The organism is Acetobacterium fimetarium, from assembly GCF_014284475.1.
GTDB lineage: Bacteria > Bacillota > Clostridia > Eubacteriales > Eubacteriaceae > Acetobacterium > Acetobacterium fimetarium.
On the sequence record NZ_WJBC01000016.1, the window covers coordinates 1 to 26319 of the forward strand.

16 protein-coding genes, 1 other RNA gene and 1 other annotated feature are annotated in these 26319 nt (G+C 47.2%); of the genes, 2 read left to right on the forward strand and 15 right to left on the reverse strand.

Annotation, left to right across the window (positions count from 1 at the left end; genetic code table 11):
* The first annotated feature begins 413 nt into the window (after nucleotides 1-413).
* The gene (locus GH808_RS10775; protein WP_186842800.1) at nucleotides 414-1625 is read left to right on the forward strand and encodes an ATP-binding protein; all 1212 of its coding nucleotides are present in this window, start codon (nucleotides 414-416) and stop codon (nucleotides 1623-1625) included.
* 258 nt (nucleotides 1626-1883) lie between these two features.
* Here the strand turns inward: GH808_RS10775 and mcrC are convergent, their stop codons facing one another.
* From mcrC to gltB, 9 genes are all read right to left on the reverse strand, one after another.
* Entirely contained in the window at nucleotides 1884-2933 is a 1050-nt protein-coding gene (gene mcrC / locus GH808_RS10780; RefSeq protein WP_186842801.1) for a 5-methylcytosine-specific restriction endonuclease system specificity protein McrC, read from the reverse strand.
* Entirely contained in the window at nucleotides 2930-5431 is a 2502-nt protein-coding gene (locus tag GH808_RS10785) for an AAA family ATPase (protein WP_186842802.1), read from the reverse strand. Before GH808_RS10785 ends, mcrC begins: the two co-directional genes overlap by 4 nt.
* Before the next feature lie 489 nt (nucleotides 5432-5920).
* Nucleotides 5921-6318: a transfer-messenger RNA gene (gene ssrA, locus GH808_RS10790) on the reverse strand.
* 11 nt (nucleotides 6319-6329) lie between these two features.
* Complete coding sequence (gene smpB, locus GH808_RS10795; RefSeq protein ID WP_186842803.1) at nucleotides 6330-6788, reverse strand: SsrA-binding protein SmpB; 459 nt, start codon at nucleotides 6786-6788, stop codon at nucleotides 6330-6332.
* 134 nt (nucleotides 6789-6922) lie between these two features.
* Nucleotides 6923-9091: a ribonuclease R gene (gene rnr, locus GH808_RS10800; RefSeq protein ID WP_186842804.1), complete on the reverse strand. Its 2169-nt coding sequence runs from the start codon at nucleotides 9089-9091 to the stop codon at nucleotides 6923-6925.
* A gap of 16 nt (nucleotides 9092-9107) precedes the next feature.
* On the reverse strand, nucleotides 9108-11753 hold the full coding sequence (gene mutS / locus GH808_RS10805; RefSeq protein WP_186842805.1) for a DNA mismatch repair protein MutS: 2646 nt from the start codon (nucleotides 11751-11753) through the stop codon (nucleotides 9108-9110).
* Entirely contained in the window at nucleotides 11707-13092 is a 1386-nt protein-coding gene (gene miaB / locus GH808_RS10810; protein ID WP_338000874.1) for a tRNA (N6-isopentenyl adenosine(37)-C2)-methylthiotransferase MiaB, read from the reverse strand. The genes mutS and miaB overlap by 47 nt, the downstream gene beginning before the upstream one ends.
* Nucleotides 13093-13870: 778 nt before the next feature.
* Nucleotides 13871-15346: a glutamate synthase subunit beta gene (locus GH808_RS10815; protein WP_186842807.1), complete on the reverse strand. Its 1476-nt coding sequence runs from the start codon at nucleotides 15344-15346 to the stop codon at nucleotides 13871-13873.
* 17 nt (nucleotides 15347-15363) lie between these two features.
* Nucleotides 15364-19947, reverse strand: coding sequence for a glutamate synthase large subunit (gene gltB, locus GH808_RS10820; protein WP_186842849.1), 4584 nt, complete (start codon nucleotides 19945-19947; stop codon nucleotides 15364-15366).
* A gap of 448 nt (nucleotides 19948-20395) precedes the next feature.
* Between gltB and ybaK the strand changes: the two genes are divergently transcribed.
* The gene (gene ybaK / locus GH808_RS10825) at nucleotides 20396-20881 is read left to right on the forward strand and encodes a Cys-tRNA(Pro) deacylase (protein ID WP_186842808.1); all 486 of its coding nucleotides are present in this window, start codon (nucleotides 20396-20398) and stop codon (nucleotides 20879-20881) included.
* A gap of 65 nt (nucleotides 20882-20946) precedes the next feature.
* On the opposite strand, the gene GH808_RS10830 is transcribed toward ybaK, so the two are convergent.
* From GH808_RS10830 to rsxC, 6 genes are read right to left on the reverse strand one after another with little or no spacing between them, the layout of a single operon-like run.
* Nucleotides 20947-21954 carry an RnfABCDGE type electron transport complex subunit B gene (locus tag GH808_RS10830; protein WP_186842809.1) on the reverse strand — a complete coding sequence of 336 codons (1008 nt, stop codon included), beginning with the start codon at nucleotides 21952-21954 and terminating at the stop codon, nucleotides 20947-20949.
* 12 nt (nucleotides 21955-21966) lie between these two features.
* Nucleotides 21967-22545 carry an electron transport complex subunit RsxA gene (gene rsxA, locus GH808_RS10835; protein ID WP_186842810.1) on the reverse strand — a complete coding sequence of 193 codons (579 nt, stop codon included), beginning with the start codon at nucleotides 22543-22545 and terminating at the stop codon, nucleotides 21967-21969.
* A 13-nt stretch (nucleotides 22546-22558) separates the two neighbouring features.
* Nucleotides 22559-23149 (reverse strand): electron transport complex subunit RsxE, encoded by a 591-nt coding sequence (gene rsxE / locus GH808_RS10840; RefSeq protein WP_186842811.1) that lies wholly within the window; start codon nucleotides 23147-23149, stop codon nucleotides 22559-22561.
* 11 nt (nucleotides 23150-23160) lie between these two features.
* Entirely contained in the window at nucleotides 23161-23784 is a 624-nt protein-coding gene (locus tag GH808_RS10845) for an RnfABCDGE type electron transport complex subunit G (protein WP_186842812.1), read from the reverse strand.
* Entirely contained in the window at nucleotides 23784-24740 is a 957-nt protein-coding gene (locus GH808_RS10850) for an RnfABCDGE type electron transport complex subunit D (RefSeq protein WP_186842850.1), read from the reverse strand. Before GH808_RS10850 ends, GH808_RS10845 begins: the two co-directional genes overlap by 1 nt.
* A gap of 10 nt (nucleotides 24741-24750) precedes the next feature.
* A complete protein-coding gene (gene rsxC, locus GH808_RS10855) occupies nucleotides 24751-26082 on the reverse strand; it encodes an electron transport complex subunit RsxC (protein WP_186842813.1) in 1332 nt (443 codons plus the stop codon).
* Nucleotides 26083-26160: 78 nt separating this feature from the next.
* Nucleotides 26161-26216: a sequence feature (sodium ion sensor (DUF1646 type); this cis-regulatory element may regulate processes involved in with the transportation of sodium ions), on the reverse strand.
* Between the last annotated feature and the right edge of the window lie 103 nt (nucleotides 26217-26319).

The following is a 26319-nucleotide window of genomic DNA, read 5'->3' on the forward strand; positions in this document are numbered from 1 at the left end:
CTTTAGTATTAACGATGCTTCTTCGGTCTCTTCACTTTCGTTCAGCTTCATGGCACATACCTGACTGATTATTCAGCCTTTTCCATTTGCGCTCAGCACCATAACTTTTGGTTACAGCACCCAAAGGCGGTTTGAAACCCACACCTGAATGTCGATTTCGAGAGGTCTACTCTCATCTCTTATAAAGCATGAATTCAGATTTTCTTCTTTCCTCCTTTCACTTCCCTGAATCCTTCAGGACACACTGAGGCACTTACAAATAATTCTTCTCCAGAAAACAGACATTCACAAAATTATACCTGACAAATTTTTCAAAGGTCATAGCAGATATTATTTTACGGTTATAACCGTAAAAACTATTTTATTTCTCTGCGTTTTGCGGTATAATACGGAATATGGAGGTGATAATAATTATGATCAAAAGACCACTTTACACGGAAAAGATTATGACGTATGTCAATACACCATTTGTAAAAATACTGACTGGTGTGCGTCGCTGCGGAAAATCGACAATATTAAAAATGGTGATGCAAGAACTTAGACAGCGCGGCATCGATGAACGTTGTATTTTACACTACAACTTTGATTCGCTGGAGTATGAGGAACTAAAAACAGCGGAAACTTTATTTTTTGAAATCAAGCAGCATCTTTCAACAGAAGCTAAAACCTATCTTTTCCTAGATGAAATACAGGAAGTGAAATTCTGGGAAAAGGTCGTCAATTCACTGATGACCGATTACGATGTTGATATCTATGTGACCGGTTCCAATTCAAGAATGATGTCATCGGAAATATCCACTCACCTTACGGGAAGATATATATCGTTTCGGATTTTTCCACTTTCCTTCGCTGAATATTTGGTTTTTCGCAAAACTTATACCGAAGTATCGGACAATCACTCAGAGCTTATAAATTACTTGAAATTTGGTGGTTTCCCAGCCATCCATCTGCAAAGTTATTCACAAGATGACGCATATACCATCATTAGAGATATTTACAACTCTACAATCTTTACAGATATTGTCAAAAGAAATCAAATTCGCAAAGTCGACCAGTTGGAACGCATCGTCCGTTTCGTATTTGACAATGTCGGTCGAACGTTTTCTGCTTCGTCTATATCAAAATATCTGAAAAGTGAGAATCGAAGCATTGACAATGAAACAGTTTACAGTTACCTGGCAAAGTTGGAAAGCGCCTACATTGTTCATCGATGCTCACGATATGATGTGCAGGGAAAAGAGATTTTAAAAACACAGGAAAAATTTTATCTAGCCGATCCCGCATTTCGATACGGCGTGTTAGGTTATTCCTCTGATAGTGTGGTAGCGATGCTTGAGAATATTGTCTATCTTGAACTGCGCCGCAGGGGATATGAAGTGTATGTTGGTAAGCTAGATAATATGGAGATTGATTTTATCGCGACAAAACAGGAAAGTAAACTGTATATTCAAGTGACACAGCAGATCAACTCACCTGAAACAGAACAGCGTGAATATGGTCGTCTCTTAGATATACATGACAACTATCCCAAATATGTTCTTCGTACTGATGCTTTTGCCGGCGGCAATTATGAAGGCATAAAGACCATGCACATTGCAGAATTTTTACTAAGCGCGGAGTATTAAAATAACGTACTCCCCGCTTTAGAAACGTACATCAATCCAATTATTTAACCAAGGAGCATCACATCATGAAAAAAGCCGCAATATATGCCCGTTACAGCAGCGATAATCAGCGAGACGAATCAATTAGATGCCCAAGTGAGGGCTATTAACGAATATGCTTCAAAAAACATCTAAGATTATCGGTCAAGTATCTACAGATAGTGTATCTAAGCTGAATACCTTTTTAGTTATTCAAGCAGAAAAAATTAAAAAGTGTAGTTAAAATTGATAGGAACTAACTCCAAAATACTCGGATGCTACAGCGTCAAGCTGGGCTGTAATATGCCCAAAAGTGCAATTCAAATCCAATGTCCGAACGCTTATCCTATTGCCACTCATCCTATATGTGTTATTTGGCAGCACGTTTTCATCGGTTCTAGCATAAAGCAACATACCGGATACTTCGTGCGGATGGCTACTTAGCTGGCTTTCTTTGTTCTTCACATAAGTAAATATCTGATATAGATTTCCGGAATGAAGTGTCTGCACATCGTAATGGATCTGCATTGTATTAGCATAATATTTTGCATCGATTATCAATGTCTTTTCATCTTTCGTAAGCATAATATCGGTCTGCATAACCGGAAGCATGGCATTCATATTATCATCCAACTGCCAAGGTATCTGAGATGCATTTGCCGTTATCTCTGGGTGTTCTCTCCTGAAATATTCCAGTATAAATTTCTCGTAAAGTCGCGACATGCGCTGTTCATCAATGAAATCCATCAGCTTTTTTGTTCCATCTGAATTAGTTTGAAGCAAGCCTTTCACAATCAAGTAACAGATTGAAATAAGCATCTGATAAGTTTGATTATTCTGATTGTACTGAAAGCTCCAGTTTATGTTATGAACGTCAAGCAATTCAACTTCGTCAAAGAATATGAACAGTTTACGAAGTTCTTTTTTTCGCGCTTTTGAAATTCCCGAACGCAGCAGAAGTGCAACAGTAGTTTTGATAACCTGATTCATATAGGAATTCACTGAGAAATCATCATACATGCAAACCAACTGCTTTTTTAACAGAGTACGCGTTTTTATCGATTCAGATACATTGATCTTTCCACGAATTGCAGATAAAGCATCCGTTTCCGGGATGTATTCGCGCCCGAGCCCTCTCTTGAGTTGAACCGAAATACCTTTTGACAGAATGGCTGCGCAGAGCTCTGCAACGTTATTAAATTGTTCTGTCGCTATATTTTTATAGCCTTGCTCATTCAACACTTGAAAAGCGTATGCCAGCATATAATAAACATTCTGTACCGGTATCACTTAATAGCACTCCTTAAATAGTTAGCCCACTCTTTGATTTTCTGCGGTTCATCAAACCAGTATTCCTTTAATAACGGGATGAGCTCATACTCGACGATATTCGAAAGCACAGAGTGTGTAATTTCTGCCAGCCCACAGAAGTAGCTGTGTCCTATACAAAAACCCTCACCGAGAGATTCATCCACTGTAATGACTCCGTTCAGATTTTCAACACAATTGATGAGATTATCGAATTTTTGGCTCTTCAGAGCCAGACGGTATTCTCTAAAACCATCCGATTCAAATCCTGGCTGCATTTCATAAAAAGCAAAACGCCTGCGAAGTGCGTAGTCAAGCATAGCTAAACTTCTATCCGCCGTGTTCATCATGCCAATAATGCAGATATTCTTCGGTACAAAGAACTTCTCATCAGAATATAGAAGTTGCAGCGCATTTCCGCGTTTATCGTTCTCAATAAGCATAAAAAGCTCACCAAATATTTTACTCAGGTTTCCTCTGTTAATCTCATCAATAATAAAGAAGTATTCATGCTCAAGGTCTTCGGCTGCTTTCTTGCAGAAGTTATAAAATGAGCCCTTCTTAATTTCAAATCCGTCACCAGCAGCCGAAGGTCGAAAACCTTCAATAAAATCTTCGTAACTGTAACTTTGGTGGAATTGGATCATCATCACACGTTCCTGATTTTTAACACCCATCATGGAGTAGGCCAAACGCTTGGCTGCGTATGTTTTGCCGACGCCTGGTGCGCCCTGGAGAATAACGTTTTTCTTAGTTCGAATAAGGCCAACAAGAGTATTATAGCTGGCTTCATCCATATACACTTCATCAAGAAACTTGACTATGCCATAAAAAGGATAGGAAACCTCCGGCATCTCATCGTCATCTACATTTTGATCCGTATCAAACAAGACACATAATTTCTCAACATAATCTGTGTACGAAGTAATATCCGTCAAGGTTTTCATTACTGCCTGTCCAGGATGGTCCTTTGGCTGTTCTAAACAGTTGTCAGTCCAGTTCATCTTTCTGAGATTGGAGTACTTAACATCAATAGATGAATCAAAGAAATAATCCGAAGCTACAACACCTCGGCCAACAAGCTGATGCATCCCTTTCTTTACAAAGACTATGTCGCCTGGCTTCAGATCATGGACAAACTGCCAAGTGGCGTGGGCTGCATTTTTGTAAGGCTTTGATGAGTCAATTTTCTCCTTCATAGCAGCCTTCATATCGTCTTTGCTGGCATATTGCGTTAAATCACCAATCTCACTCCAGCCGATACCCATTATGTTTTCCCGATAAAAATCTTCCCACTTAATAGCACCGTCACCCGGTGAATAGATCCAGTAATGAACCGTGTCAACATCTTCATCTGCAAGGCCATCACCTTTATCATCACGATTAGCCTTAACGCCTTTCTTGAATACTTCAGCGGCCAGACTTTCTGTCATATCGACTTTCCAACCTTCATCTGTCAACCTCCATATTCCATATGTTGAATTATCTACATAACCTCCGTACACAAGATAATTTCGTGCAAATGCCACTTCATTTTCAAACTTATTTACATTACTTTTTCCTCTTGTCTCGTTTATTTCCGCCTTTGCAAGATGTTCATTTTCGATGATTTTATTGCGTGTAACTTGAGGTGTCGCTGATCCACCAAGATCACGCAACGCTTGAATAACCGGTTTAAACCACTTTAAAAACGCAGCATTTGAGGCTTTTGTTTTTTTTGTTTTCTTTTCCTGATTCACCGCCTCCGAATAACGCCATGCTTCAAATGACATTTCTTTGAAATCCTTCAAACTGCTCTCACTGCTGCTTAGGAAGCTACGAAGCTTCTCAACTATGTCAAAATACTTATCAGCCTTTATTTTTGTTTCAGTGGCAGGTAGCGACGCGACGACAGCGGCCGGAACTTTCCCTGATTCGTATATGTACCAAGTGTTTCGTTGGTCCAAATTGAGGAAAGAATTAGGGGCAATCCAATAAAGAGCCATCGTTATTTTGCTATTACCATTGCCTTTTTTATTGATGGCAAGGTCAAAATATTTCGAGAGAACTTCCCGGTTTTCTCTTGAAGGATTATCAGAATATGCCAAAGCTGCTTCAAACAGATTCCATAACTCGTCAATATCATGCTCCGCCCGCTCGCCTACAAAATAGTAAAAAGTAGCATTCTGATTATTTAATACCGGAATGCTGTCAAAGGACGTGGGGGTGTCCGTTCGAACTCCGAACTTCTCTGCTAATGCTGAGATGATTTTTACACGGTTTGATTCCTTCATAGAGCTCTTGTTGAACAGCCCAAATACAGTAAACGGGTCCATGTCAACAATCAGGTTATCTTTCTCCAGTGTCGGCAGATTAATACCGGCATCGCTATAGCTGCTTTTCACCTTATCAATGAGTTCCTGTCGATTACTTTTATAATCTAACAGCAGATGAGAGAACTCCTTGTAAAAATTTACCCAATCATATTGATTTGTTTCCATTTTAATTTCCTCCAACTATTCTAAGCCCAATTGCTACTAAATTGCCTTTTTTATTACTTGACTGCCGCCATCAAACGGCTGTTTAATATAGTTTTTCAGCATCTCACTAATTGTGAGGTGAGCCTTTTCTGCAAGGTACGATTCACATCCGTATGCCATGATTCATACCGCCAACTACATGACAGCAATAATCTGGTGGCGGCTTGGTTTCAATCAGGCTTCCAGCATAAAATCCAAGTGTTTTAACAATGGTGCCCCAACGATACTTTGAGCAGCTTCCAGAGCGTGTTTTAGCTAATCGCCATTTTTGCACTTCCCACTAAATATACTCTATTGTATCTTATCGGTGAGTGAATAACAATAACATCTAACAACGCATCATTTTCAATCATCCTTAAAGCCGCTTCATAAAGTCATTTATACCCAAACAGAAAAAAAGCCACCTCATCACAAGGTGGCCTTTATTGTATCAATTTTTGGGTTTTTATTTGGTGGAGGCGAGGGGAGTCGAACCCCTGTCCGAAAGTCCATTCACAGGAGCTTCTCCGAGTGCATTCATTGTTTATTTTCTCATTTCTCTTCTCCTCCAATGACAAAGAAGAAAAGAAACCAGCCTCTTGATCGTTAAGGGTGCGAGACACTACCCGAAACGGTTCCCTGCTTCAATGAACGCCTGAACCCGAAACCACAGGTTGAACCGGGAGGCGTGCGGCAATATTTTACCGCGAAAGTGTTAAAATTACTTTAGTGCGTTATTACGCAGCTAAAGCCATTCCGTAACTTTTGTCTGTTTTTGCGTTTATATTTATGCGCCGCTTTTTACGATGATCAGCAACATCGACTCGCTACTCAAGCTTCAAAACCCCCGTCGAAACCAGTGCGCCCCCATAAGTATCAGCTAACCCTCATGTCTCATGCTTTTTTGAATGCGTCGGTTGGAATCCCGCTCGGCAATGGCATGACGCTTGTCATAAAGCTTCTTGCCTTTGGCCAGAGCCAGTTCCATTTTAACCTTGCTATCCTTAAAATAGAGTGAGAGTGGAATCAGAGTGTAACCTTCCCGCTGCTTCAAGCCGATCAGTTTTTGGATCTGCTTTTTATGCATCAGGAGTTTTCGCGTCCGCAAGGGATCCTTATTATAAATATTGCCCTGTTCATAAGGATCGATGTGCATTTGATAGACATAAATTTCGCCGTTGTAGATATCGGCAAAACTTTCCTTCAGGCTGACCTTGCCCTGTCTTATCGACTTGACTTCGGTACCGGAAAGGACGATGCCCACTTCATAAGTATCCTCAATGAGAAAATCATGACGTGCTTTTCTGTTTTTGGCAATAATTTTAATGCCTTCTCCCATACGTTACTCCTCTGTTTCTTATCTAGCATCTCATTCTATCACTTCTGTCAACTTTAGTCAAATCGCTTAAGGATCAGTTAAATTAACTTCAACAGATCCTTAGCCGCTCCGTCACCCAAAAATACATCATTTGATCACAGTTTCTCATTCACGATTTCAAAATCAATCTGGCGCAGATTGATATCAGCTTTGACAGCCTGCACTTGGATGTCCTGTCCCAGTCGATAGATTTTTCTGGTATGCTCCCCGATATGTTGGTGCATTTCCGGGTCGTAAATGTAGTAGTCATCGCGCAGGTCCTGAAGTTTAATCAGACCTTCGATGGTATTCGGAAGCTCCACGAACATCCCGAATGAAGTGACGCCGCTGATCCGGCCTTCAAACACTTCCCCGAGATGCTTTGTCATGTATTCGGTCATCTTGAGCTTGGTGATTTCCCGTTCGATGTTCTCGGCCCGGCGCTCAGTTTCCGAGGCATGTTCGGCAATCGCAGCGATGTTTCTTTCGACATAGGATGCCATCTTTTTCCCGATTTTATCCTGGAGCGATTTCGCCAGGTAGCGGTGAACAAAAAGATCGGGATAACGTCGGATCGGCGAGGTGAAATGGGTGTAAAATTCAGCGCCCAGCGCGTAGTGGCCATGATTCTCGCCTTCATAGACGGCCTGCTGCATGGTGCGCAGCATCAGCAGGGTGATGACGCGTTCCTCATTCTTCCCATCGATATCTGCTACCAGCTGCTGGAAATCCTTGCCGGTGGGCATTTCGTCATCGTTGGTTCCGAGCTTGAAGCCGTAACGGTTGATGAAGGTCCGAAACGCGGTGATCTTCTCCGGCAGCGGGTCGGGATGGTTTCTGAAAATAAAGGGCAGACTGATTTTCGAGTTGTGCTCAGCGATGGTTTCGTTGCAGATCAGCATGAATTCCTCGATGATCCGGTTGGACTTGAGCCGCTCGTCGACAATGATATTTTCCGGAAAACCGCTCTGATCGAGAATGATTTTAGCTTCCGGAAAATCAAAGTTGATGGCGCCGCGGCTGATCCGACGCTTGACCCGCAGAATCTCATGCAGTTCGTCCATCATCAGTAGTTCGTTCCGGAACGGCTCCAGCCGATTGGTCTCACCCAAAAGGAGATCCTCCACCAGCCGGTAGGTCATTCGGCATTTTGAGCGGATGACCGATTTGAAAATGCTGTAATTCAGAACTTGTCCGTTTTTATCGATTTCCATTGCGCAACTGAAGGTCAGACGGTCTTTGTCAGGCACAAGACTACAGACATTGTTGGACAGTTTGAAAGGCAGCATCGGTACCACGCGATCCACCACATAGACGCTGGTGCCGCGTTCCATGGCGGATTCGTCAATGGCGCTGCCGGACAGGATGTAATGGCTGACATCCGCGATGTGCACGCCCAGTAAGTAGTTGCCGTTGTCTTTCCTGGAAATGGAAACGGCGTCGTCAAAATCTTTGGCATCATCGCCATCGATGGTGAAAATGGTCTCGCCTCGGAGATCCTCGCGCCGCACAATTTCGTCGTCATCGATGCTGTCCGACAACTGCTCTGCTTCTTTTTCAACCTCTAGCGAGAAATCCATCGGAATATCGTATTCCTTCAGCACCGAGAGGATGTCGATGCCCGCTTCATCCTGTTTTCCGAGGATCTCCACAATTTCGCCCTCGGGGCTTTTGCCGGTTTCCGGCCAGATCAGAATTTCAGTGACGACCTTGTCGTCGGTTCGCGCATCGTGATCGCGTCGTTCGGGAATAAAGATATCCTTGCAGATGCGGTCGTTGTCCGGAATGACGAAGCCAAAGCCTTTGCCTTTTTCATACCGGCCGACAATCTTTTTATGGCCCCGCTCGATGACGTCGACGACTTCCCCTTCCGGGCGTTTATCGCCGGGTTCGGAGATCAGCCGCACTGCCACCTTGTCCATATCCAGGGCACCGTGCAGACGCTTCTCGTGAATATAGATATCCTCCGAAAAAATGGCATAGTCGGGAATGACAAAACCAAAGCCGCGCTGATTGCCTCGGAGAATCCCGACAACAAGTGTTTCCCCGCTTTCTTTTTTGCTGTCCTTGCCGCGATCTTTTCTGACTTCATCTTTTTGAATCTGTTTTTTGTCTTTATCGGAAACGAGCTTTATTTCTAGCTCCTTGATGACATGGGACAGCATCTGCCGGTCTTTCTTTTTTTCAAGACCGATGACAGCCGCCAATTCGTCGAATGTCATCTGCTGGTAGAGCCGCTCGCGCATCAATCGTTTTACGATTCGTTTTAATTCTTTGGTTTTCATTGTTATTCCTATCACCTTATATTTTTTCCCGCAATTGATAAACCACATTCATGACTTCCATCGGCGTCATTTCTTCAATTTTCAAATCACGGATGGTTCCCAATGCTTCTTCTTCCTCTTTAGTCATGCCCTGGGCAATCTCAAAGAAATTCAGCTGGTTACCCTTTTCCCCGCTGAGCATCGGCGGCTCGGTCACCAGCAGTTCCTGCCGGTAGGTATCTTCGCCGGATTCCAGATGCCCGAGGATTTCCCGGGCCCGTCTCGTGACGCCAGCCGGGAAACCGGCGAGCTTGGCGACTTCAATACCGTAGCTCTGATCGGCCGGACCGGGGATGATCTTTCGCAGAAAGATGACGCCGTCGGGCGTATCCTTCAGGCGGATGCTGAAATTCTTGATGCCGGGTTTGAGCGATTCCAGCTCGGTCAGCTCATGGTAGTGAGTCGCAAACAGCGTCTTCGCGCCGATGGTCTGCTGATTGTGGAGGTGTTCCACCACGGCCCAGGCGATGCTGATGCCGTCGAAGGTCGAGGTTCCGCGGCCGATTTCGTCGAGGATGACCAGACTTTTTTCGGTGGCGTTTTTGAGGATATTAGCCACCTCGGTCATTTCCACCATAAAGGTGCTCTGGCCGCTGGCCAGGTCATCGCTGGCCCCAACCCGCGTGAAGATCCGATCCACCACCCCGATGTTGGCGGCTTCAGCAGGAACGAAGGAACCAATCTGCGCCATCAGGGTGATGATCGCCACCTGCCGGATGAAAGTCGATTTCCCCGCCATGTTCGGTCCGGTGATCAGCAGCATCCGCTGTTCATCGTTGTCCAGAGTGCAGTCATTCCCGATGAAATGATCAAACCCGATCATCTCCTCCACGACCGGATGCCGCCCGTTTGTGATGACGATCGCTTTATCATCGGAGATTTCCGGACAGACAAAGTGATTGTGCAGGGCCACGGTCGCCAGCGAATAGATCGCATCCAGCTGGGCCACTTCTTTGGCTTTTTTCTGAATCCGCGGGATCTGGGTCAGAAGATCGTCTCTGATTTCCTGAAAGACCTGGGTTTCACAGCGGAGCAGGCCTTCCTGGGCACCGAGGATTTTGTTTTCCATGTCCTTGAGTTCCGGCGTGAAGTAACGCTCCGCGTTTGCCAGCGTCTGTTTGCGGATATACTCTTCCGGCACCTGGGAGAAATTGCTTCTGGTTACCTCAATAAAATACCCGAAAACACGGTTGTATTTCACTTTCAGATTTTTTATTCCGGTTTTTTCGCGTTCGCGGCATTCCAGATCCCGAATCCAGTCCTGCCCCTTTTCAGTGGCCTCCCGGAATTCGTCGATCTCCGGATGATAACCGGTTTTAATCACATGACCGTCTTTGAGAACCATCGGGGCCTCGTCATCGATGGCGCGTTCGATCAGTTCCCAGACATCGGTGATCAGATCTTCTTTATCGAAAAGATACATGAGCTTTTCGGAGTCGAAGGAATCGAGAAAACCACTGATCAGGGGCAGCGCACCCAGAGACTGTTTGAGTGCCAGCAGGTCTTTCGGATTGATGCTCCCGAAGGAAAGCTTGCCGCAGAGCCGTTCAAGATCATAGACTTTGGTGAGCATGGCCTTGAATTCAGGCAGACGCGATGAGTTGTCGTAAAAAGCCGTGACACAGCCCTGTCGTTCGAGAATCGCAGCGCTGTTGAGCAGCGGTGCTTCCACCCAGCGGCGCAGGGTGCGTCCGCCCATGGCGGTAACGGTTTTGTCCAGAACGCCGAGCAGGCTGCCGCGCTTTTCCAGAGTCCGCAGGGTTTGGGTCAGTTCCAGATTGCGCCGGGTTGACAAATCCAGGACCATGTAGTCGCGGCTGTTATAGTACCGAACGGTCTTGATATGCGTCAGCACGCGTTTTTGGGTTTCGTCAAGATAGCCGAGCAGCGCGCCAGCAGCTGCAATCGCATGATCCCGTCTTTCCAGATCCAGCGCGCCGAGCGCATAGACATCAAACTGTTCAAGCAATCGCTTGCTGCCGTTCTTGATGTTGAAATATTTTTCAGGATAGAGGCTGGCAAGAATTCCAAAGCGGTTTTCGATCAATCCCAATGCCTGGGGGTCTTTAAACAGGGCCGGGTTTAAAATGACTTCCGCCGGCAGCAGCCGGCCCAGTTCATCTGACAATTGCGACAGCCACTGTTCTTTCGTTTTGCCTTTGATTTCGGTGACAAAAAAATCGCCGGTTGACACATCAAGACTGGCCACACCCAGCCCGTCGTTTTCCAGATACAGGGTCATCAGATAGTTGTTCTTTTTTGACTCCAGCAGTTTACCTTCCGAAATCGTGCCCGGTGAAATGACGCGGATGATTTCCCGCTTGACAATCCCCTTGGCGTCTTTCGGATCCTCCATCTGTTCGCAGATGGCGACCTTGTAGCCTTTTTCCACCAGCCGTGTGATGTAGTTCTGGGCAGCGTGGTAAGGCACCCCGCACATCGGGGCGCGTTCTTCCAGGCCGCAGTCCCGCCCGGTCAGGGCAATTTCGAGCTCGCGGGAAGCTTTCAGCGCATCATCAAAAAACATTTCATAGAAGTCTCCGAGGCGAAAGAAAAGGAGGGCGTCGGGTACCTCCTCATGAATTTGCAGGTATTGAGTCATCATGGGGGTCAATTGTGCCATGGGTCGCCTCCTGTTCGATTATTTCGCCGTCCAGACTGAATGTTTTCGCCGCCGTGATTTTTACCAGCAGCTGTTTCCCGATATTTGACGCATCGCCGGAAAAATTTACCAGCTTTCCGGTCCTGGTTCTTCCGGTCAGCCGTTTAGGATTGTTGCGGCTGGGTTCTTCAGCCAGCACTTCCACGATCTGATCCTGATAGCCCTGATTGATGTCGTGGCTGATCTGATGAAGCACTTCCAGGCAACGGTTGATCCGATCGTGCTTGACGTCCTCCGGTATCTGGTCGTCCATGGTTGCTGCCGGTGTGCCGGTGCGGATGGAATAGAGAAAGGTAAACGCCGAGTCAAATTCGCAGGCCTTGATGACCTTCAGCGTCTCCTGAAAATCCGCTTCCGTCTCGCCGGGGAATCCCAGAATCAGATCGGTGGTAATGGCAACACCGGGAATCCGCTCTTTGATCTTCTTGACCCGTTCAATGATGTTCTCCTGGGTGTATTTACGGTTCATCTTTTTCAGGATGCGGGTGCTGCCGGACTGGATCGGCAGGTGGATATAGTTGCATACTTTTTCGCAGTCCGCGATAGCATCAATCACCTCATCCGTTAGGTCTTTCGGATGGGAAGTCATGAAGCGGATGCGCTTGATTTTTTCAATCGTGTTCAGCTGTCTGAGCAGACTGGCAAAGTTGACATCTTCCCCCAGATCGTTGCCATAGGAATTCACATTCTGCCCCAGTAGCGTCACTTCGACACAGCCATCATCGGCCAGCGCTTTGACCTCATCGAAAATCCGATCCGGCTCACGGCTGACTTCTCGCCCCCTGGTATAGGGTACGATGCAGTAGGTGCAGAAATTGTTGCAGCCGTTCATGATGGTCACAAAGGCCTTGAAAGGATAGCGGCGGTCCATCGGGAGATCTTCCACAATGGTATCGGAATCCTCCCAGACTTCGATTAGGCGTTTCCCGTTCGTCAGATAATTGTGCAGCAATTCCGGAAACTGGTGAATATTATGGGTGCCGAAAACTAGATCAACCTGCGGATATGTTCGGGTAATCTGGTTGACAATTTCAGGCTGCTGCATCATGCAGCCACACACCGCCAGGATCAAATCCGGGTTCGTTTTTTTGACGGTCTTAAAGGCGCCGATATTGCCGAAAACGCGCTCATCAGCGTTTTCGCGGACGCTGCAGGTGTTGAGAATGACCAGCCCCGTTTTTTCGACGTCGTCTTCTTCCGTATAGCCCAAAGCCTTCAACATGCCGGCCAGCTTCTCGGAGTCATTTTCATTCATCTGACATCCGAAGGTCTTTATACAATACGTTTTATTTTGTTTTATTTCTCTTTTTACTTCTTTTTTACGACTCATTTATGTTTGGTTTCTCCTAATTGACGATGTTTTAAATATTCTTTCTTTCTATTATACACTAAACAAATTTAAAAAAGAATGTTATTCGTAAAACGGATGTTCAGATTAAGAAAAATCCTATTGAACTGACCAGAAAATTTGGCTGAGATACAGAAAAAGAATCCTGGAATCCACTGGATCCAGATGACCAAACGATTCGCCTGGTCATAGCAGTATTTTAATCAAAAAATAAAAACAACGGGTAATCGACTACCCGCTGCTTTTATAGGAATAAAAAGTGGAATGAAAAAAGAGAGAGGATCTCTTGATTTCTTACTTGCAATAATAAGCGCTGAAGCTTGAATGAATCTGAAAATGATAAACCATTAAGAATTAGCTAAGCTTTTTTCAGTAATAAAAAGCCACCCGCGAAGGAGAGAGTCTGGAGTGACTTTTCAAAAGGTTTTGCGCTAATTTCATTTTAGCACGATCTCTTTTTTTATCAATACAGAAAATAATTTCCATTGGAACCAGCCGGATTCACCGGATAAAACAAAAGATCCCTTATTCTGGGATCTCAGGTTATCGCCAAACCCGTACCGACCAATTGTTAATCAGTTGTTTGCTTGCAATTCGTACAGGCTGATCGCCTGTTCGCCTTGATGCAAAGAGCCTGCCCCTTAGGGTGCAACACGATGTAACAATTGTCGGTACTACGTTAGTGTTTTGGCTACAGTCTTAGATTCCATATTTGGGGATCTTTTAAAAACTAAACAGTTTTCAGATATTCATGACAGGCTCTAGCGGCTTCGCGGCCTTCATGAATGGCCCAGACAACGAGGCTCTGGCCTCTTCGCATATCGCCAGCGGTAAATACCTTGGCCACGTTGGTCTGATAGCTGTGATCATCGGCTTTGACATTGGAACGCGGATCACGGTCCAGTCCCAACTGGTCAATCAACTGATCGTCCGGTCCCAGAAAGCCCATGGCCAGCAAGACGAGATCGGCCGGGTGTGTTTTCTCGGTACCGGTAATTTCTTTCATGGTCATTCTTCCGGTTTCATCCGGAACCCATTCAATTTCTACGGTCTGAATTTCCTTGACATGTCCGGCGGCATCACCGACTATTTTTTTCGTGGTGGTGCAGTATTGTCTGGGATCAGCCCCGTAAATGGCTGCGGCTTCTTCCTGGCCGTAATCCAGTTTATAGGTTTTCGGCCATTCCGGCCAGGGGTTGCTGGCTGTTCTGGCAACCGGCGGTTTGGGCATGATTTCAAGCTGAATCACATCTTTACAGCCGTGACGGATAGAGGTGGCAACACAATCGGTTCCGGTGTCGCCACCGCCGATGATCACTACGTGTTTGTCCTTGGCTGATGTGTAATTGCCATCTTTCAGATTGGAATCAAGCAGGCTCTTGGTGTTGGCTGACAAAAAGTTGATCGCAAAATCCACCCCGGCAAGGTTTCGACCTTCGACCGGCAGATCTCTTGGTTTGGTGGCGCCGCCGCATAAAACGATGGCATCGTAGTCAGCTTCAAGGGCCGCGACGGGATAATCCTTACCCACTTCGGTATTGGTGACAAAGCTGATGCCTTCGGCTTTCATCAAATCAACGCGGCGCTGAATGACTTCGTTCTTGTCAAGCTTCATATTGGGAATGCCGTACATCAGCAGCCCGCCGATCCGGTCAGCGCGTTCATAGACGGTAACCGAGTGCCCGGCTTTATTGAGTTCATCCGCACAGGCCAGACCGGCCGGACCGGAACCAACAATCGCCACTTTTTTATCGGTACGTTTCTTGGGCGGATTCGCTGTGATCCAGCCTTCTTTGAAAGCGCGGTCGATGATCGCGCACTCATTGTTTTTAATCGTGATCTGCGGCTGATTGAGACCAGCGGTGCAGGCGCCTTCGCAGGGCGCCGGGCAGACCCGACCGGTAAACTCCGGAAAATTATTGGTTTTAAGGAGACGATTGATTGCCTCTTGCCACAAACCGTGATAAATCAGATCATTCCATTCCGGAATCAGATTGTGGAGCGGGCAGCCTGAAGCGCCGCCGGCCAGCATGATGCCGGAATGACAGTAAGGCACGCCGCAATCCATGCAGCGGGCGCCCTGAATTCGCTGGGTATCTTCCGGGAGTTCGAGATGGAACTCCTTGAAGTCTTTGATGCGTTCGAGAGGTGCACGATCCTGGGGTACTTCTCGATTATATTCTAAAAATCCTGTTGATTTTCCCATAATAGTTTACCTCCTCACTAATTTCCGCTGACGCGGGATAAATCCTGGTTGTTTGCCTGAAAAGCCGCCATTGCAGCTTCTTCTCCGGTGAGACCCTGTGCCTGAACCCGTTCCATGGCATCCAGCATGCGTTTATAATCTCTTGGCAGAACTTTGATAAACTGCTTTGCGGTTTCATCGAAGTTGCCGAGAATTTTTTCTGCCAGCGTGCTTTGGGTGTAATCCAGGTGTTTTTGAATGATCCCTTTAAGATCGGCTAATTCGGCCGCATCTGTTATTTTAACCAGGTCCACCATGTTGGTATTGCAGTTGTCTGCAAATGTAGCGTCCGGATCAAAAATGTAGGCGACGCCGCCGGACATACCGGCCGCAAAGTTACGTCCGGTTTTTCCGAGAATGACGACTTTTCCGCCGGTCATGTATTCGCAGCCGTGATCACCGACTGCTTCAACCACTGCGGTAACGCCGCTGTTTCTGACGCAGAAACGTTCACCGGCCGCGCCGCGGATATAGGCTTCGCCAAGCGTTGCACCATACAGGGCCACGTTTCCGATCAGAATATTATCTTCGGGCACAAAGGTCGATGTTTTCGGCGGATAGATGATCATTTTCCCGCCGGACAGTCCTTTTCCGAAATAATCGTTGGCATCCCCTTCCAGTTTAATCGTGATGCCTTTGGGAACAAAGGCGCCCAGACTCTGACCGGAAGAACCGGTGAAATTAAAGGTGATGGTATCATCCGGCAGTCCCGCTTCGCCGTAACGTTTGGAGACTTCGTTGCCGACAATGGTTCCCACGACGCGATTGATATTTTTGATTTCGGCAGTGATGTCAACTTTTTCACTGCGTTCCAGAGCCGGTTTACATTGGTCAAGCAGTTCGGTCAAATCCAGCGATTTTTCCAGCTGATGGTTCTGTTCGATTTGACAATACAGACCGCCGCCCTGTGGCACTTCGGGCTGATAGAAAATGTCTGAAAAATCAAGACCCTTCAGTTTCCAGTGATCAATCGCCTTATTCATTTCAAGTTTGTCTGAACGTCCGATCATTTCATTGATTGTTCTAAAGCCCAGTTCAGCCATGATTTCGCGCAGTTCCTGAGCCGCAAATTTCATGAAGTTCACCACGTGTCCGGGATCTCCCGTGAACCGTTTCCGGAGTTCCGGGTTTTGGGTGGCTACTCCGACCGGGCAGGTATCGAGGTTGCAGACACGCATCATCACGCAGCCCAGAATAACGAGCGGCGCAGTGGCGAAGCCGTATTCTTCGGCACCCAGCAGCGCTGCAACGGCCAAATCCTTGCCGGTCAGGAGCTTGCCGTCTGTTTCAAGCGTGACGCGGGTTCGCAGATTATTCAGAACCAGTGTCTGATGGGTTTCGGCCAGGCCGAGTTCCCATGGCAGACCGGCATGACGAATACTGGTTCGTGGCGAAGCACCGGTGCCGCCGTCATAGCCACTGATCAGAATCACATCCGCCTTGGCTTTGGCGACGCCGGCGGCAATGGTGCCGACTCCGACTTCGGATACCAGCTTGACATTGATGCGGGCATCGCGGTTGGCGTTTTTACAGTCATGAATCAGTTCCGCTAAATCCTCAATGGAATAAATATCGTGATGCGGTGGCGGCGAAATGAGCCCGACCCACGGTGTTGAGTGACGTGTTTTGGCAACCCATGGATACACTTTACGGCCTGGCAGCTGACCGCCTTCACCCGGTTTTGCGCCCTGCGCCATTTTAATCTGAATTTCCTTCGCGTTCGACAGATAATAGCTGGTGACGCCGAATCGTCCTGATGCGACCTGTTTGATGGCACTGCAGCGTGAGTCGCCGTTTGCCAGCGGAATATTTCTTTCCGGATCTTCCCCGCCTTCGCCGGTATTGCTTTTACCGCCGATGCGGTTCATGGCAATGGCCAGGCTTTCGTGGGCTTCTTTGCTCAAAGAACCGTAGGACATCGCCCCGGTTTTGAAGCGGGTGCAAATGCTTTCGACGGATTCCACTTCATCGATGGGAATCGGCTGTGCGTTTTTAAAAGTCATCAGGCCCCTCAAGGTACAGGTTTTCTGGCTTTGTTCATCAATCAGACGGGTGTACTCCTGATACAGTTTGTAATCATTGTTGCGGCAGGCCGTCTGAAGTTTATAAACCGTTTCCGGATTGTAGGTATGGTATTCGCCGTCCGCACGCCATTGGAAAACGCCGCCGGAATCCAGTGTTTTATTGTCAGTAAAGGGATTGCTGTAGGCTTCATCGTGTCGCATCTGGGATTCCTGAGCGATTTCTGGCAGTCCGATGCCCTCAATTCTTGACGGGGTTCGGGTAAAGAACCGGTTGATGACATCGGAATTGATGCCGACCGCTTCAAAAATCTGAGCGCCGTGATAACTTAAAATCGTTGAAATGCCCATTTTTGATAGAACTTTGACAACGCCTTTGGTGACGGTTTTGATGTATGTTTTAATGGCCTTTTTAGAATCGGTATCGGTTAATAAACCTCTTTCGATGAGATCATCGATGGTTTCAAACGCCAGGTATGGATTGATGGCGGTGGCACCGTAACCGATCAGCACGGCAAAATGATGCACTTCCTTGGGTTCACCGGATTCCACAATCAGGCTGACTTCGGTACGCGTCAGGTTGCGGATTAAATGTTGGTGAAGCCCAGAAATTGCCAGCGCCGACGGAATCGGAACATGATTCTCGTCAACCCCACGGTCTGAAAGAACAATGACTTTGGCTCCGTTTTGAATTTCTTCATCCGCTTGAGCACAAAGAGCGATCATTGCTTTTTCTAGTCCTGCACCACCGGAATGACTGTCGAACAAAGTGGACAGCGTAACCGTTTTGATACTGGGATCGCTGAAGGCCTTGATTTTAGCCAGGTCGTGATTGCTTAAAATAGGCGAATGTAAACTGATCTGACGACAGCTTTCAGGCTTCGGATCAATCAGGTTGCCTTCCCCGCCTAAATAGACTTCGGTTCCGGTAATCAGTTCTTCCCGGAGGGCGTCGATGGGCGGATTGGTTACCTGGGCAAACATCTGCTTGAAATAGTTGAACAGCAATTGCGGTTTGTCAGACAAAACAGCCAGCGGAATATCGTTGCCCATGGCGCCGATGGGATCAACGCCGTCCTTGGCCATCGGGATCACCACCGCTTTCAAATCCTCATAGGTATAGCCGAATGATTTCTGTCGCTGAACCAGGGTATCTTTGTCAGCAGCCGGGATCGTTTCCGGCTCAGCCAGCATGTCCAGAGTGATATTGTTTTTCTGAAGCCATTTTTCATAAGGCTGCTGCGAGGCAACCGCATGTTTAAGGTGCTCATCATTGATGATTTCACCTTTTTCGGTGTCGATCATCAACATTCTTCCCGGTTTCAAACGTTCTTTGCAGAGAATGTTTTCCGGGGCGATATCCAACACGCCAACTTCCGAAGACAGAATCACCATATCGTCCTTGGTGACATAGTAACGGGAAGGCCGCAAGCCGTTTCTGTCCAGCACCGCGCCTAAGCGGACGCCGTCAGTGAAAGCGATGGCCGCCGGTCCGTCCCAGGGCTCGAGTATACGGGAGTGATAGTTGTAAAAAGCTTTCTTTTCAGGACTCATGGACTGATGTTTGGACCATGGTTCAGGGATCATCATCATGGCACAGTGTGCCAGTGAGCGACCGGATAAGCTTAAAAATTCCAGGCAATTGTCGAAGATGGCGGAATCACTGCCGTCGGTGTCGACAACCGGGAATGTTTTTTCCAGTTCGTCGCCGAAGAGATCGCTCTTCAATTGGGACTGTCTGGCGTACATCCAATTGACATTGCCACGGAGGGTGTTAATCTCGCCATTGTGGATGGCATAGCGATTGGGATGGGCTCTTTCCCAGCTGGGGAAGGTGTTGGTACTGAAACGGGAATGAACCATCGCAATCGCTGATGTCACATCCTCATCCTGCAAATCTTTATAAAACAGTCCAACCTGATCTTCAGTCAGCATTCCTTTATAAACGATGGTTCGTGAGGAAAAGCTGGCAGCATAAAAATACAAGTCTCTCTTTTTTGTAATCTTTTCTGTCTGTTTACGAATGGTATAAAGTTTTCGTTCAAAATCCATCGGATCGGTGATCGCTGGATTCTTTTTGATAAACACCTGTTTGATGTAAGGCATGCTTTTGATGGCAGTTTCTCCCAGATCACAAAGATCAGTGGGGACATCACGCCAGCCAATCACGCTTTGGCCTTCTTTGACAATCAAATCTTCCAGAATTTCTTCGCACTGCTTTCTTTCAGCCGCATCAGTCGGGAGAAACAGCATGCCCAGCCCGTAATCGCCGGCTTGAGGCAGTACGAAATTTTCTTTGCGGGAAATCTTTTCCAAAAATTGGTGTGGTATCTGGATCAGAATTCCGGCACCGTCGCCAGTATTTTGCTCAAAACCACGGCCGCCGCGATGTTGCAAATTAACAAGGGTTGTTAAAGCTTGTTCCACAATATGATGGGATTTTTTCCCTTTAATATGGACAATCGCTCCAATACCGCAGGCATCATGCTCTAAATCTGGATCATAAAGTCCCTGTTTAGGGGGTAAATTGGTGTGTTTCATATGCATTTTAACCTTCCTCAGAAAAATCTTATACGTAACAGATAGAATACTATTAACCAAATAAAAAGGCAATCACGATATTCATGTCTGATCGATAATTTAAGTAATTATTTGTACGGCAAACACAACTAATAACGCAAAACGGAAAGGGTTCTGCTTTGGATTATTAATAATAATTCATGTTAACTATGTAATTATAACCATATTATTACCAACAATCAACTAAATCATGACGAAACGAGGAAATTAATTGCCGGTAAATGATTACATCTTATTAACAAATCCCCGGACAGCTGTTTTTGTAGGGAAAACAGAAAAAGCGTGAAAAAAAGAATATTTTCTGGTAAAATTAAAAAAAGCTTATCGCTAATCTAAAAAATCAGAAGTTTGCGAAACAAATGCTGTTTCACTCACTGCTGACTAAAATATACAGAACAGGGAGACCTCCATGGCCAAACAGAAGGAAATTAAAACGAATGCGATGCGCATTCTCGACAAACTGAAAATTGATTACGAGCACCAGTCCTACGAAAGCGACGAATTTACCGATGGACGGCAGACGGCCGACAAGCTGAAGCTGCCCTACGAGCTGGTGTACAAGACGCTGGTGACGGTTGGCAAAAGCAACCAGTATTTTGTCTTTGTGATTCCGATCGATGAAGAGCTGGATATGAAGAAGGCCGCCAAGGCCGTCGGCGAAAAATCGGTGGCGATGATTCACGTCAAAGACTTGACCAGTGTGACCGGCTACGTGCGCGGCGGCTGTACCGCCATCGGCATGAAAAAGCCGTATCAAACAGTTGTCAGTGATACGGCAGAAGAATGGGAGCAGATTTATGTGAGCGGTGGCAAGATCGGCTGTCAGCTCAAGCTGCGCCCGGACGATTTATGCCGGGCGGCAAAGGCCGGCTATGGCGATATCATCGTGAAATAGTGAAAGCGCCGGAACCGTTTTTATAAACGGTTCCGGCGCTTTAAAATTTTAGTGTAGCTTGAGTTTCAGTTCCCAATTTGGTTTTGTTTTCGCAGATCGATGGCATTCTTTCGGCATTTCTCAAAACAAATACCGCAGCCAATACACATATCCTGATCAACCACATAAGGCGGCTTTTTAATTTCGCCGCTGATAGCATTGACCGGACAGTTTTTGGCGCAAAGGCCACAGGCGATACAACTCTCCTCAATAATAAAGGCCGTTAACTTGTTGAATTCCAGTGTTCCGGAAATACAACTCATCGGGCATTTTTCAACGCATTCATAGCATTGACGGCATTTATCATAATCGATACTGGCACAATTGTTCTCCACTTTGATCGCGTCAAAATGGCAGGCTTTCTCGCAGGTTTTGCAGCCAATACAGGCCGTGCTGCAGGTTAATCGGGCGCGCTTTCCTTTGTCCTGGTTATGGCATTTTACAATAATTTTTTGAGCTGCCGGCACCAGACTCATGACTGATTTGGGGCAGGCCTCCACGCATTTGCCGCAGGAGGTGCATTTATCCGGATCGATTTCCGGCAGTCCGGTCGCCCCGATGTGAATCGCATCAAATGAACAAACGGACACGCAGGTCCCATACCCCATGCAGCCATAGCGGCAGCCTTTGGCACCGCCGGAAGCAATCATCGCCTCCCGACAGTCCCTTTCGCCGTAGTATTCGGCCCGATTCGGCGCTGTTTCACAGGTGCCCTGACAGATAACGGCCGCAATTTTTCTGGCACCGCTGCCGGCCTCCTGACCCATGATGCCGGCAATTGCAGCAGCACATTCAGCCCCGCCGACAGGGCAGGCATTAACGGCCGCCTGCTCTGAGACAATGGCGTTCGCCAGGGCATCACAGCCCGGCAGTCCGCACCCGCCGCAGTTTGCGCCGGGCAGCGCCGCCCGAACCATGGGCATCCGCGGATCCTCCGGCACCTCAAAAACTCTGGCCGCAATCGCGAGTCCAATCCCGAAAAGCAGGCCGAAGGCGCTCAGGATACCAATCGGCACTAATATCGCATTTAACATTTCCATCTCCTCCTAACCCAGCTTCATTCCGGAAAATCCCAGAAAGGCGATCGCCATCAATCCGGCGCTCAACAGCGCGATCGGAAAACCTTCCAAAGCTGACGGAATCACCGCGTTGTCAAGACGCTCGCGAATTCCTGCAAAAAGGACAATCGCCAGGGTGAATCCCATCGCCGCACCAATGCTGTTGACAAAGGTTTCAATAAAATTATATTCATACTGAATATTAAGCAGCGCGACCCCGAGTACGGCACAGTTTGTGGTAATCAGTGGCAGGTATACGCCAAGGGCCTGATACAGCGACGGTACCATCTTTTTCAGGATCATTTCGACAAACTGAACCAGCGAGGCAATTACCAGGATAAAGGCAATCGTCTGCAAATATTCAAGATTCAGCGGTTCCAGAATGGCATACTGAACCACGTAGGTGATCGCCGAAGCCAGAGCCATTACAAATGTGACCGCGCCACCCATCCCCAACGCTGTTTCGACTTTTTTTGAAACGCCCAGAAACGGACAGATACCTAAAAAGCGGGATAATACAAAGTTGTTGACGAATATCCCACTGATCAAAATAAAAATAAAACTCATCGTTCTCTTCCTCCTATGCCTTTTTCTTATTCCAGTTGATCAGCCCCATTAAAAGGCCGAGTGTGATAAAAGCGCCTGGTGGAAGAATCATCAACAGCACCGGTTCAAATGAAGCGCCGAACAATGAGAAGCCAAAAATACTTCCCGCGCCCAAAATCTCACGCACCGAACCGAGGATCGTCAATGACATTGTGAATCCGAGACCCATACCAAGGCCATCGGCCAGGGAATCGGCAATGGTGTTAGAAAACGCAAAGGCTTCCGCCCGGCCGAGAATGATGCAATTGACGACGATCAAGGGAATGAACAGTCCCAATGACGCATTCAAGGCCGGGAGATACGCTTTCATCAGCATTCCGATAATCGTGACAAACGAGGCGATAATGACGACAAAGGCCGGGATTCTGATGCTGGCGGGAATTACTTTTCGCAATGCCGATATCGCCACGTTCGAACCGATCAGTACGGCGGTTGTTGCCAGCCCCATCCCCATGCCATTGCTTGCCGATGTGGTAACCGCCAGCGTCGGACACATTCCCAGTACCAGTACAAAGATCGGATTTTCTTTGATCAGACCTCTGGTCATATTTTTAATAAAATTCATCTTGTCCCCCCCTATTTCGACAAAATCAGATAAACTTCATTTGAGATGTTTACCCCATCCGTCACAGCCTTGGATGTGATGGTTGCGCCGGTAATGGCCTGAATTGAATTGCTGCCGGAGGCGGGCGCCGTTTTAACAACGGTGATTTTTTCGGCTGCCGACAGATCTTTGTATTGATCTTTGAATGCCGGTTCCGTTGCCAGTGCTCCCAATCCCGGGGTTTCGTTATGTTTAAGAATGGTAACACCCTGAACGAGACCCTCCTTTGAAATACCGGTCAACACCTGCACTTCGCCACTGTATCCGCTTTGCGGCGCCGTTTTTACCGTATAGCCGATCACGTCATCACCAGTTTTCCCCTGATAGGCTTCAACCAGTTCATCCGGATTTTCAAGTCCGATTTCAGTCCTGATCTTGACCAGCTCAGCGGCGGGTATTTCCTCAAAATCTGTCGCTTCTGACAGTACTTCCTGTCGGGCTGCTTTGTTTGTTTCCTGATCCATTTTTTCAATCGTGCCAGCGGTGACGTAGTTGGTAAATGCCAGGCAGCAGGCGGCGACGGCAGAAATCACAAAGAGAATGAAGCCCAATTTGAAAACATTTTTCCAGTCAATCTGAGTTTTTCTTTTCTCCATTATGCCTGCACCTCCTTTTTCTTTTTAACGTCACCGTAAATCTTAGCTTTGGTGAAGCGATCGATGAGCGGGGCGGCAACATTCATCAGCAGGATGGAATAGGAGCAGCCTTCCGGATAACCGCCGTAGATTCGTATAATCATCGTGATCAAACCGCAGCCGAGGGCAAAGATGATTTGTCCTTTCGCTGTCACCGGCGAAGAAGCATAATCGGTGGCCATAAAAAAAGCCCCCAGCATCACGCCGCCGGAAAAGAGATGTACTAGCGGATCCTGTCCGACCAGCAGCGCAAACACCGCAATGGTCAGCAGATAGACCGTTGGAATTCGCCAGCTGATAATCCCTTTAAAAATAAGGTACAGCCCGCCGATCAGCAGCGCCAGCGCCGAGATTTCACCGATACAGCCATAAACCCCGTTCAGGCCGGTAAATAAATCCAGCGTTGACGGCATACTGCCCAGATCGCCGGTTTTAAGCAGCGCCAGCGGCGTCGCTGATGTCACTGTATCATAAGTCGGAATGTAAGCAGTACTGGTCATATGCGTCGGCCAGGATGCCAGCAGGAAGGCTCTTGCTGCCAGAGCAGGATTCATGAAATTCTGTCCCAGTCCGCCAAAGCACTGTTTGACAATACCGATCGCAAAAACAGAACCGATGACTGCCAGCCACCAGGGCGCATTAATCGGCAGATTGAAGCCCAGCAGCACCCCGGTGACAACGGCGCTCCAGTCATTGATGGTTACCGTTTTTTTACACAGTCGCTGAATGACGGCTTCGGTAGCGACACAAGAAACCACACAAATAGCCACTAAAGCCAATGCCCATACGCCGAAAACATAGCCGGCCACGGCCAAAGCCGGCAGCAGAGCAATCAGAACATGCTGCATGATGCTGGCGGTCGAATGTTTAGCGCGGATATGAGGGGATGAGGATACCGTAAGATTTAAATTGTTCATCATATTTCGCCTAATTTCCTTTCCTTCTTTGCGCAACAATCTCACGTTTGGCGACGCGGATTGAAGAAACCAAGGTTCTTTTTGCCGGACAGATATAGGAACAGCTCCCGCATTCGATGCAGTCCATAACATGGTTTTCTTCACATTCTGCCCACTTGCCTTTTTGCGAATAGGCAGCCAGATTAAGCGGTTCAAGATGAATCGGACAGACGCTTAAGCATTTTCCACAACGGATGCAATTGGTTGGCTTGGCCACAGCCGCCGATTCTTTTGTCAGACACAGAATGCCGGATGTCCCTTTCATGACCGGGACAGCGGTTTCAAATTGAGAAACCCCCATCATCGGCCCGCCCGAAATGACTTTTCCAGGTTCCGCTGCAAATCCGCCGCATTGATCAATGACGGACGAAAAGGCGACACCGATGCGAATTTCTAGTGTTTGCGGACGGTTGACCGCATCCCCGGTGCAGGTTAAAAGCCGTTTGTACAATGGCAGTCCGGTGGTCAACGATTCTGCGATCTGGGCTGCTGTTCCGACATTCATCACAATCACGCCGGCATCGGCCGGCAGTCCGCCGGAAGGCACTTCCCGTCCGGTGACGGCCGTAATCAACTGCTTTTCAGCTCCCTGCGGATACTTGGTGTGGAGCGAGACGATCTCTATGCGGCGATCGTTTCCAATGGCTTTTGCCAATGCTTCAATGGCATCGCTTTTGTTATCCTCAACGCCAATAAAACCTTTTTCGACCCCAACGGCTTTCATGGCCGCTTGCAATCCCAGTATCACGTTTTCCGGCCGCGTGCGCATCAGATGATGATCGGCAGTCAGGTACGGTTCACACTCCGCACCGTTTAGAATAACACAGTCCACCTTTTTATCCGGTGGCACCGCCAGTTTGACATGAGTCGGAAAAGTGGCGCCACCCAGACCGACGATACCGGCATTCAAAATCATTTTTTTAATGGCTTCGGCATCCATTTCATTCAGTGTGCCATAGGGTTTGATATCCGGATCAATTGTGTCCAGACCATCTGATTCAATGACAACCGCCATGACTTGATCTCCAGATGGATGCGGCCGTTCCTCAACCGCAACGACTTTTCCGGAAACACTGGCATGGATGGGCACGGAAACAAAGCCGTTCGGTTCACCTATTTTTTGACCCAGACAAATCGGATCGCCCTTTTTCACACAAGGCGTACACGGTGCCCCAATGTGCATCGACATGGGAATGGTGACCATTTTCGGTTTTTCACCAAAGCCCAGCGGTACTAATGCGGTGCTTTCCTTTCCATAAGGCGGATGGATTCCCCCCTTAAAGGTTCCATGTTTTAAATTCATTATTTCTTTTACACCCCTCATTCATGATTTTTATTAACCACCGGTTAGACAAAAAAAGGATGGGAAACTCTATCAAAGAGCTTCCCACCCAGGAAACATATTTTTCTTGAAAACAGACTTTCGCCTGTCCAACCGTCGTTTAATATTAAATTTGTTGTTATTATACCTGATTTCTTTATTATTTGCAATCTTTAAATTGCCCCGTTAGTGAAGTCTGATGACCGCGACAGGATAACT

Coding starts and splice junctions, on each gene's coding strand:
- GH808_RS10830 (WP_186842809.1), bottom strand. CDS start 21,954: ATGTTAAATGCGATATTAGTGCCGATTGGTATCCTGAGCGCCTTCGGC.
- GH808_RS10815 (WP_186842807.1), bottom strand. CDS start 15,346: ATGGGAAAATCAACAGGATTTTTAGAATATAATCGAGAAGTACCCCAG.
- GH808_RS10785 (WP_186842802.1), bottom strand. CDS start 5,431: ATGGAAACAAATCAATATGATTGGGTAAATTTTTACAAGGAGTTCTCT.
- ybaK (WP_186842808.1), top strand. CDS start 20,396: ATGGCCAAACAGAAGGAAATTAAAACGAATGCGATGCGCATTCTCGAC.
- GH808_RS10850 (WP_186842850.1), bottom strand. CDS start 24,740: ATGAACAATTTAAATCTTACGGTATCCTCATCCCCTCATATCCGCGCT.
- mutS (WP_186842805.1), bottom strand. CDS start 11,753: ATGGCACAATTGACCCCCATGATGACTCAATACCTGCAAATTCATGAG.
- gltB (WP_186842849.1), bottom strand. CDS start 19,947: ATGAAACACACCAATTTACCCCCTAAACAGGGACTTTATGATCCAGAT.
- rsxC (WP_186842813.1), bottom strand. CDS start 26,082: ATGAATTTAAAACATGGAACCTTTAAGGGGGGAATCCATCCGCCTTAT.
- GH808_RS10775 (WP_186842800.1), top strand. CDS start 414: ATGATCAAAAGACCACTTTACACGGAAAAGATTATGACGTATGTCAAT.
- rsxE (WP_186842811.1), bottom strand. CDS start 23,149: ATGAATTTTATTAAAAATATGACCAGAGGTCTGATCAAAGAAAATCCG.
- GH808_RS10845 (WP_186842812.1), bottom strand. CDS start 23,784: ATGGAGAAAAGAAAAACTCAGATTGACTGGAAAAATGTTTTCAAATTG.
- rnr (WP_186842804.1), bottom strand. CDS start 9,091: ATGAAAACCAAAGAATTAAAACGAATCGTAAAACGATTGATGCGCGAG.
- rsxA (WP_186842810.1), bottom strand. CDS start 22,545: ATGAGTTTTATTTTTATTTTGATCAGTGGGATATTCGTCAACAACTTT.
- smpB (WP_186842803.1), bottom strand. CDS start 6,788: ATGGGAGAAGGCATTAAAATTATTGCCAAAAACAGAAAAGCACGTCAT.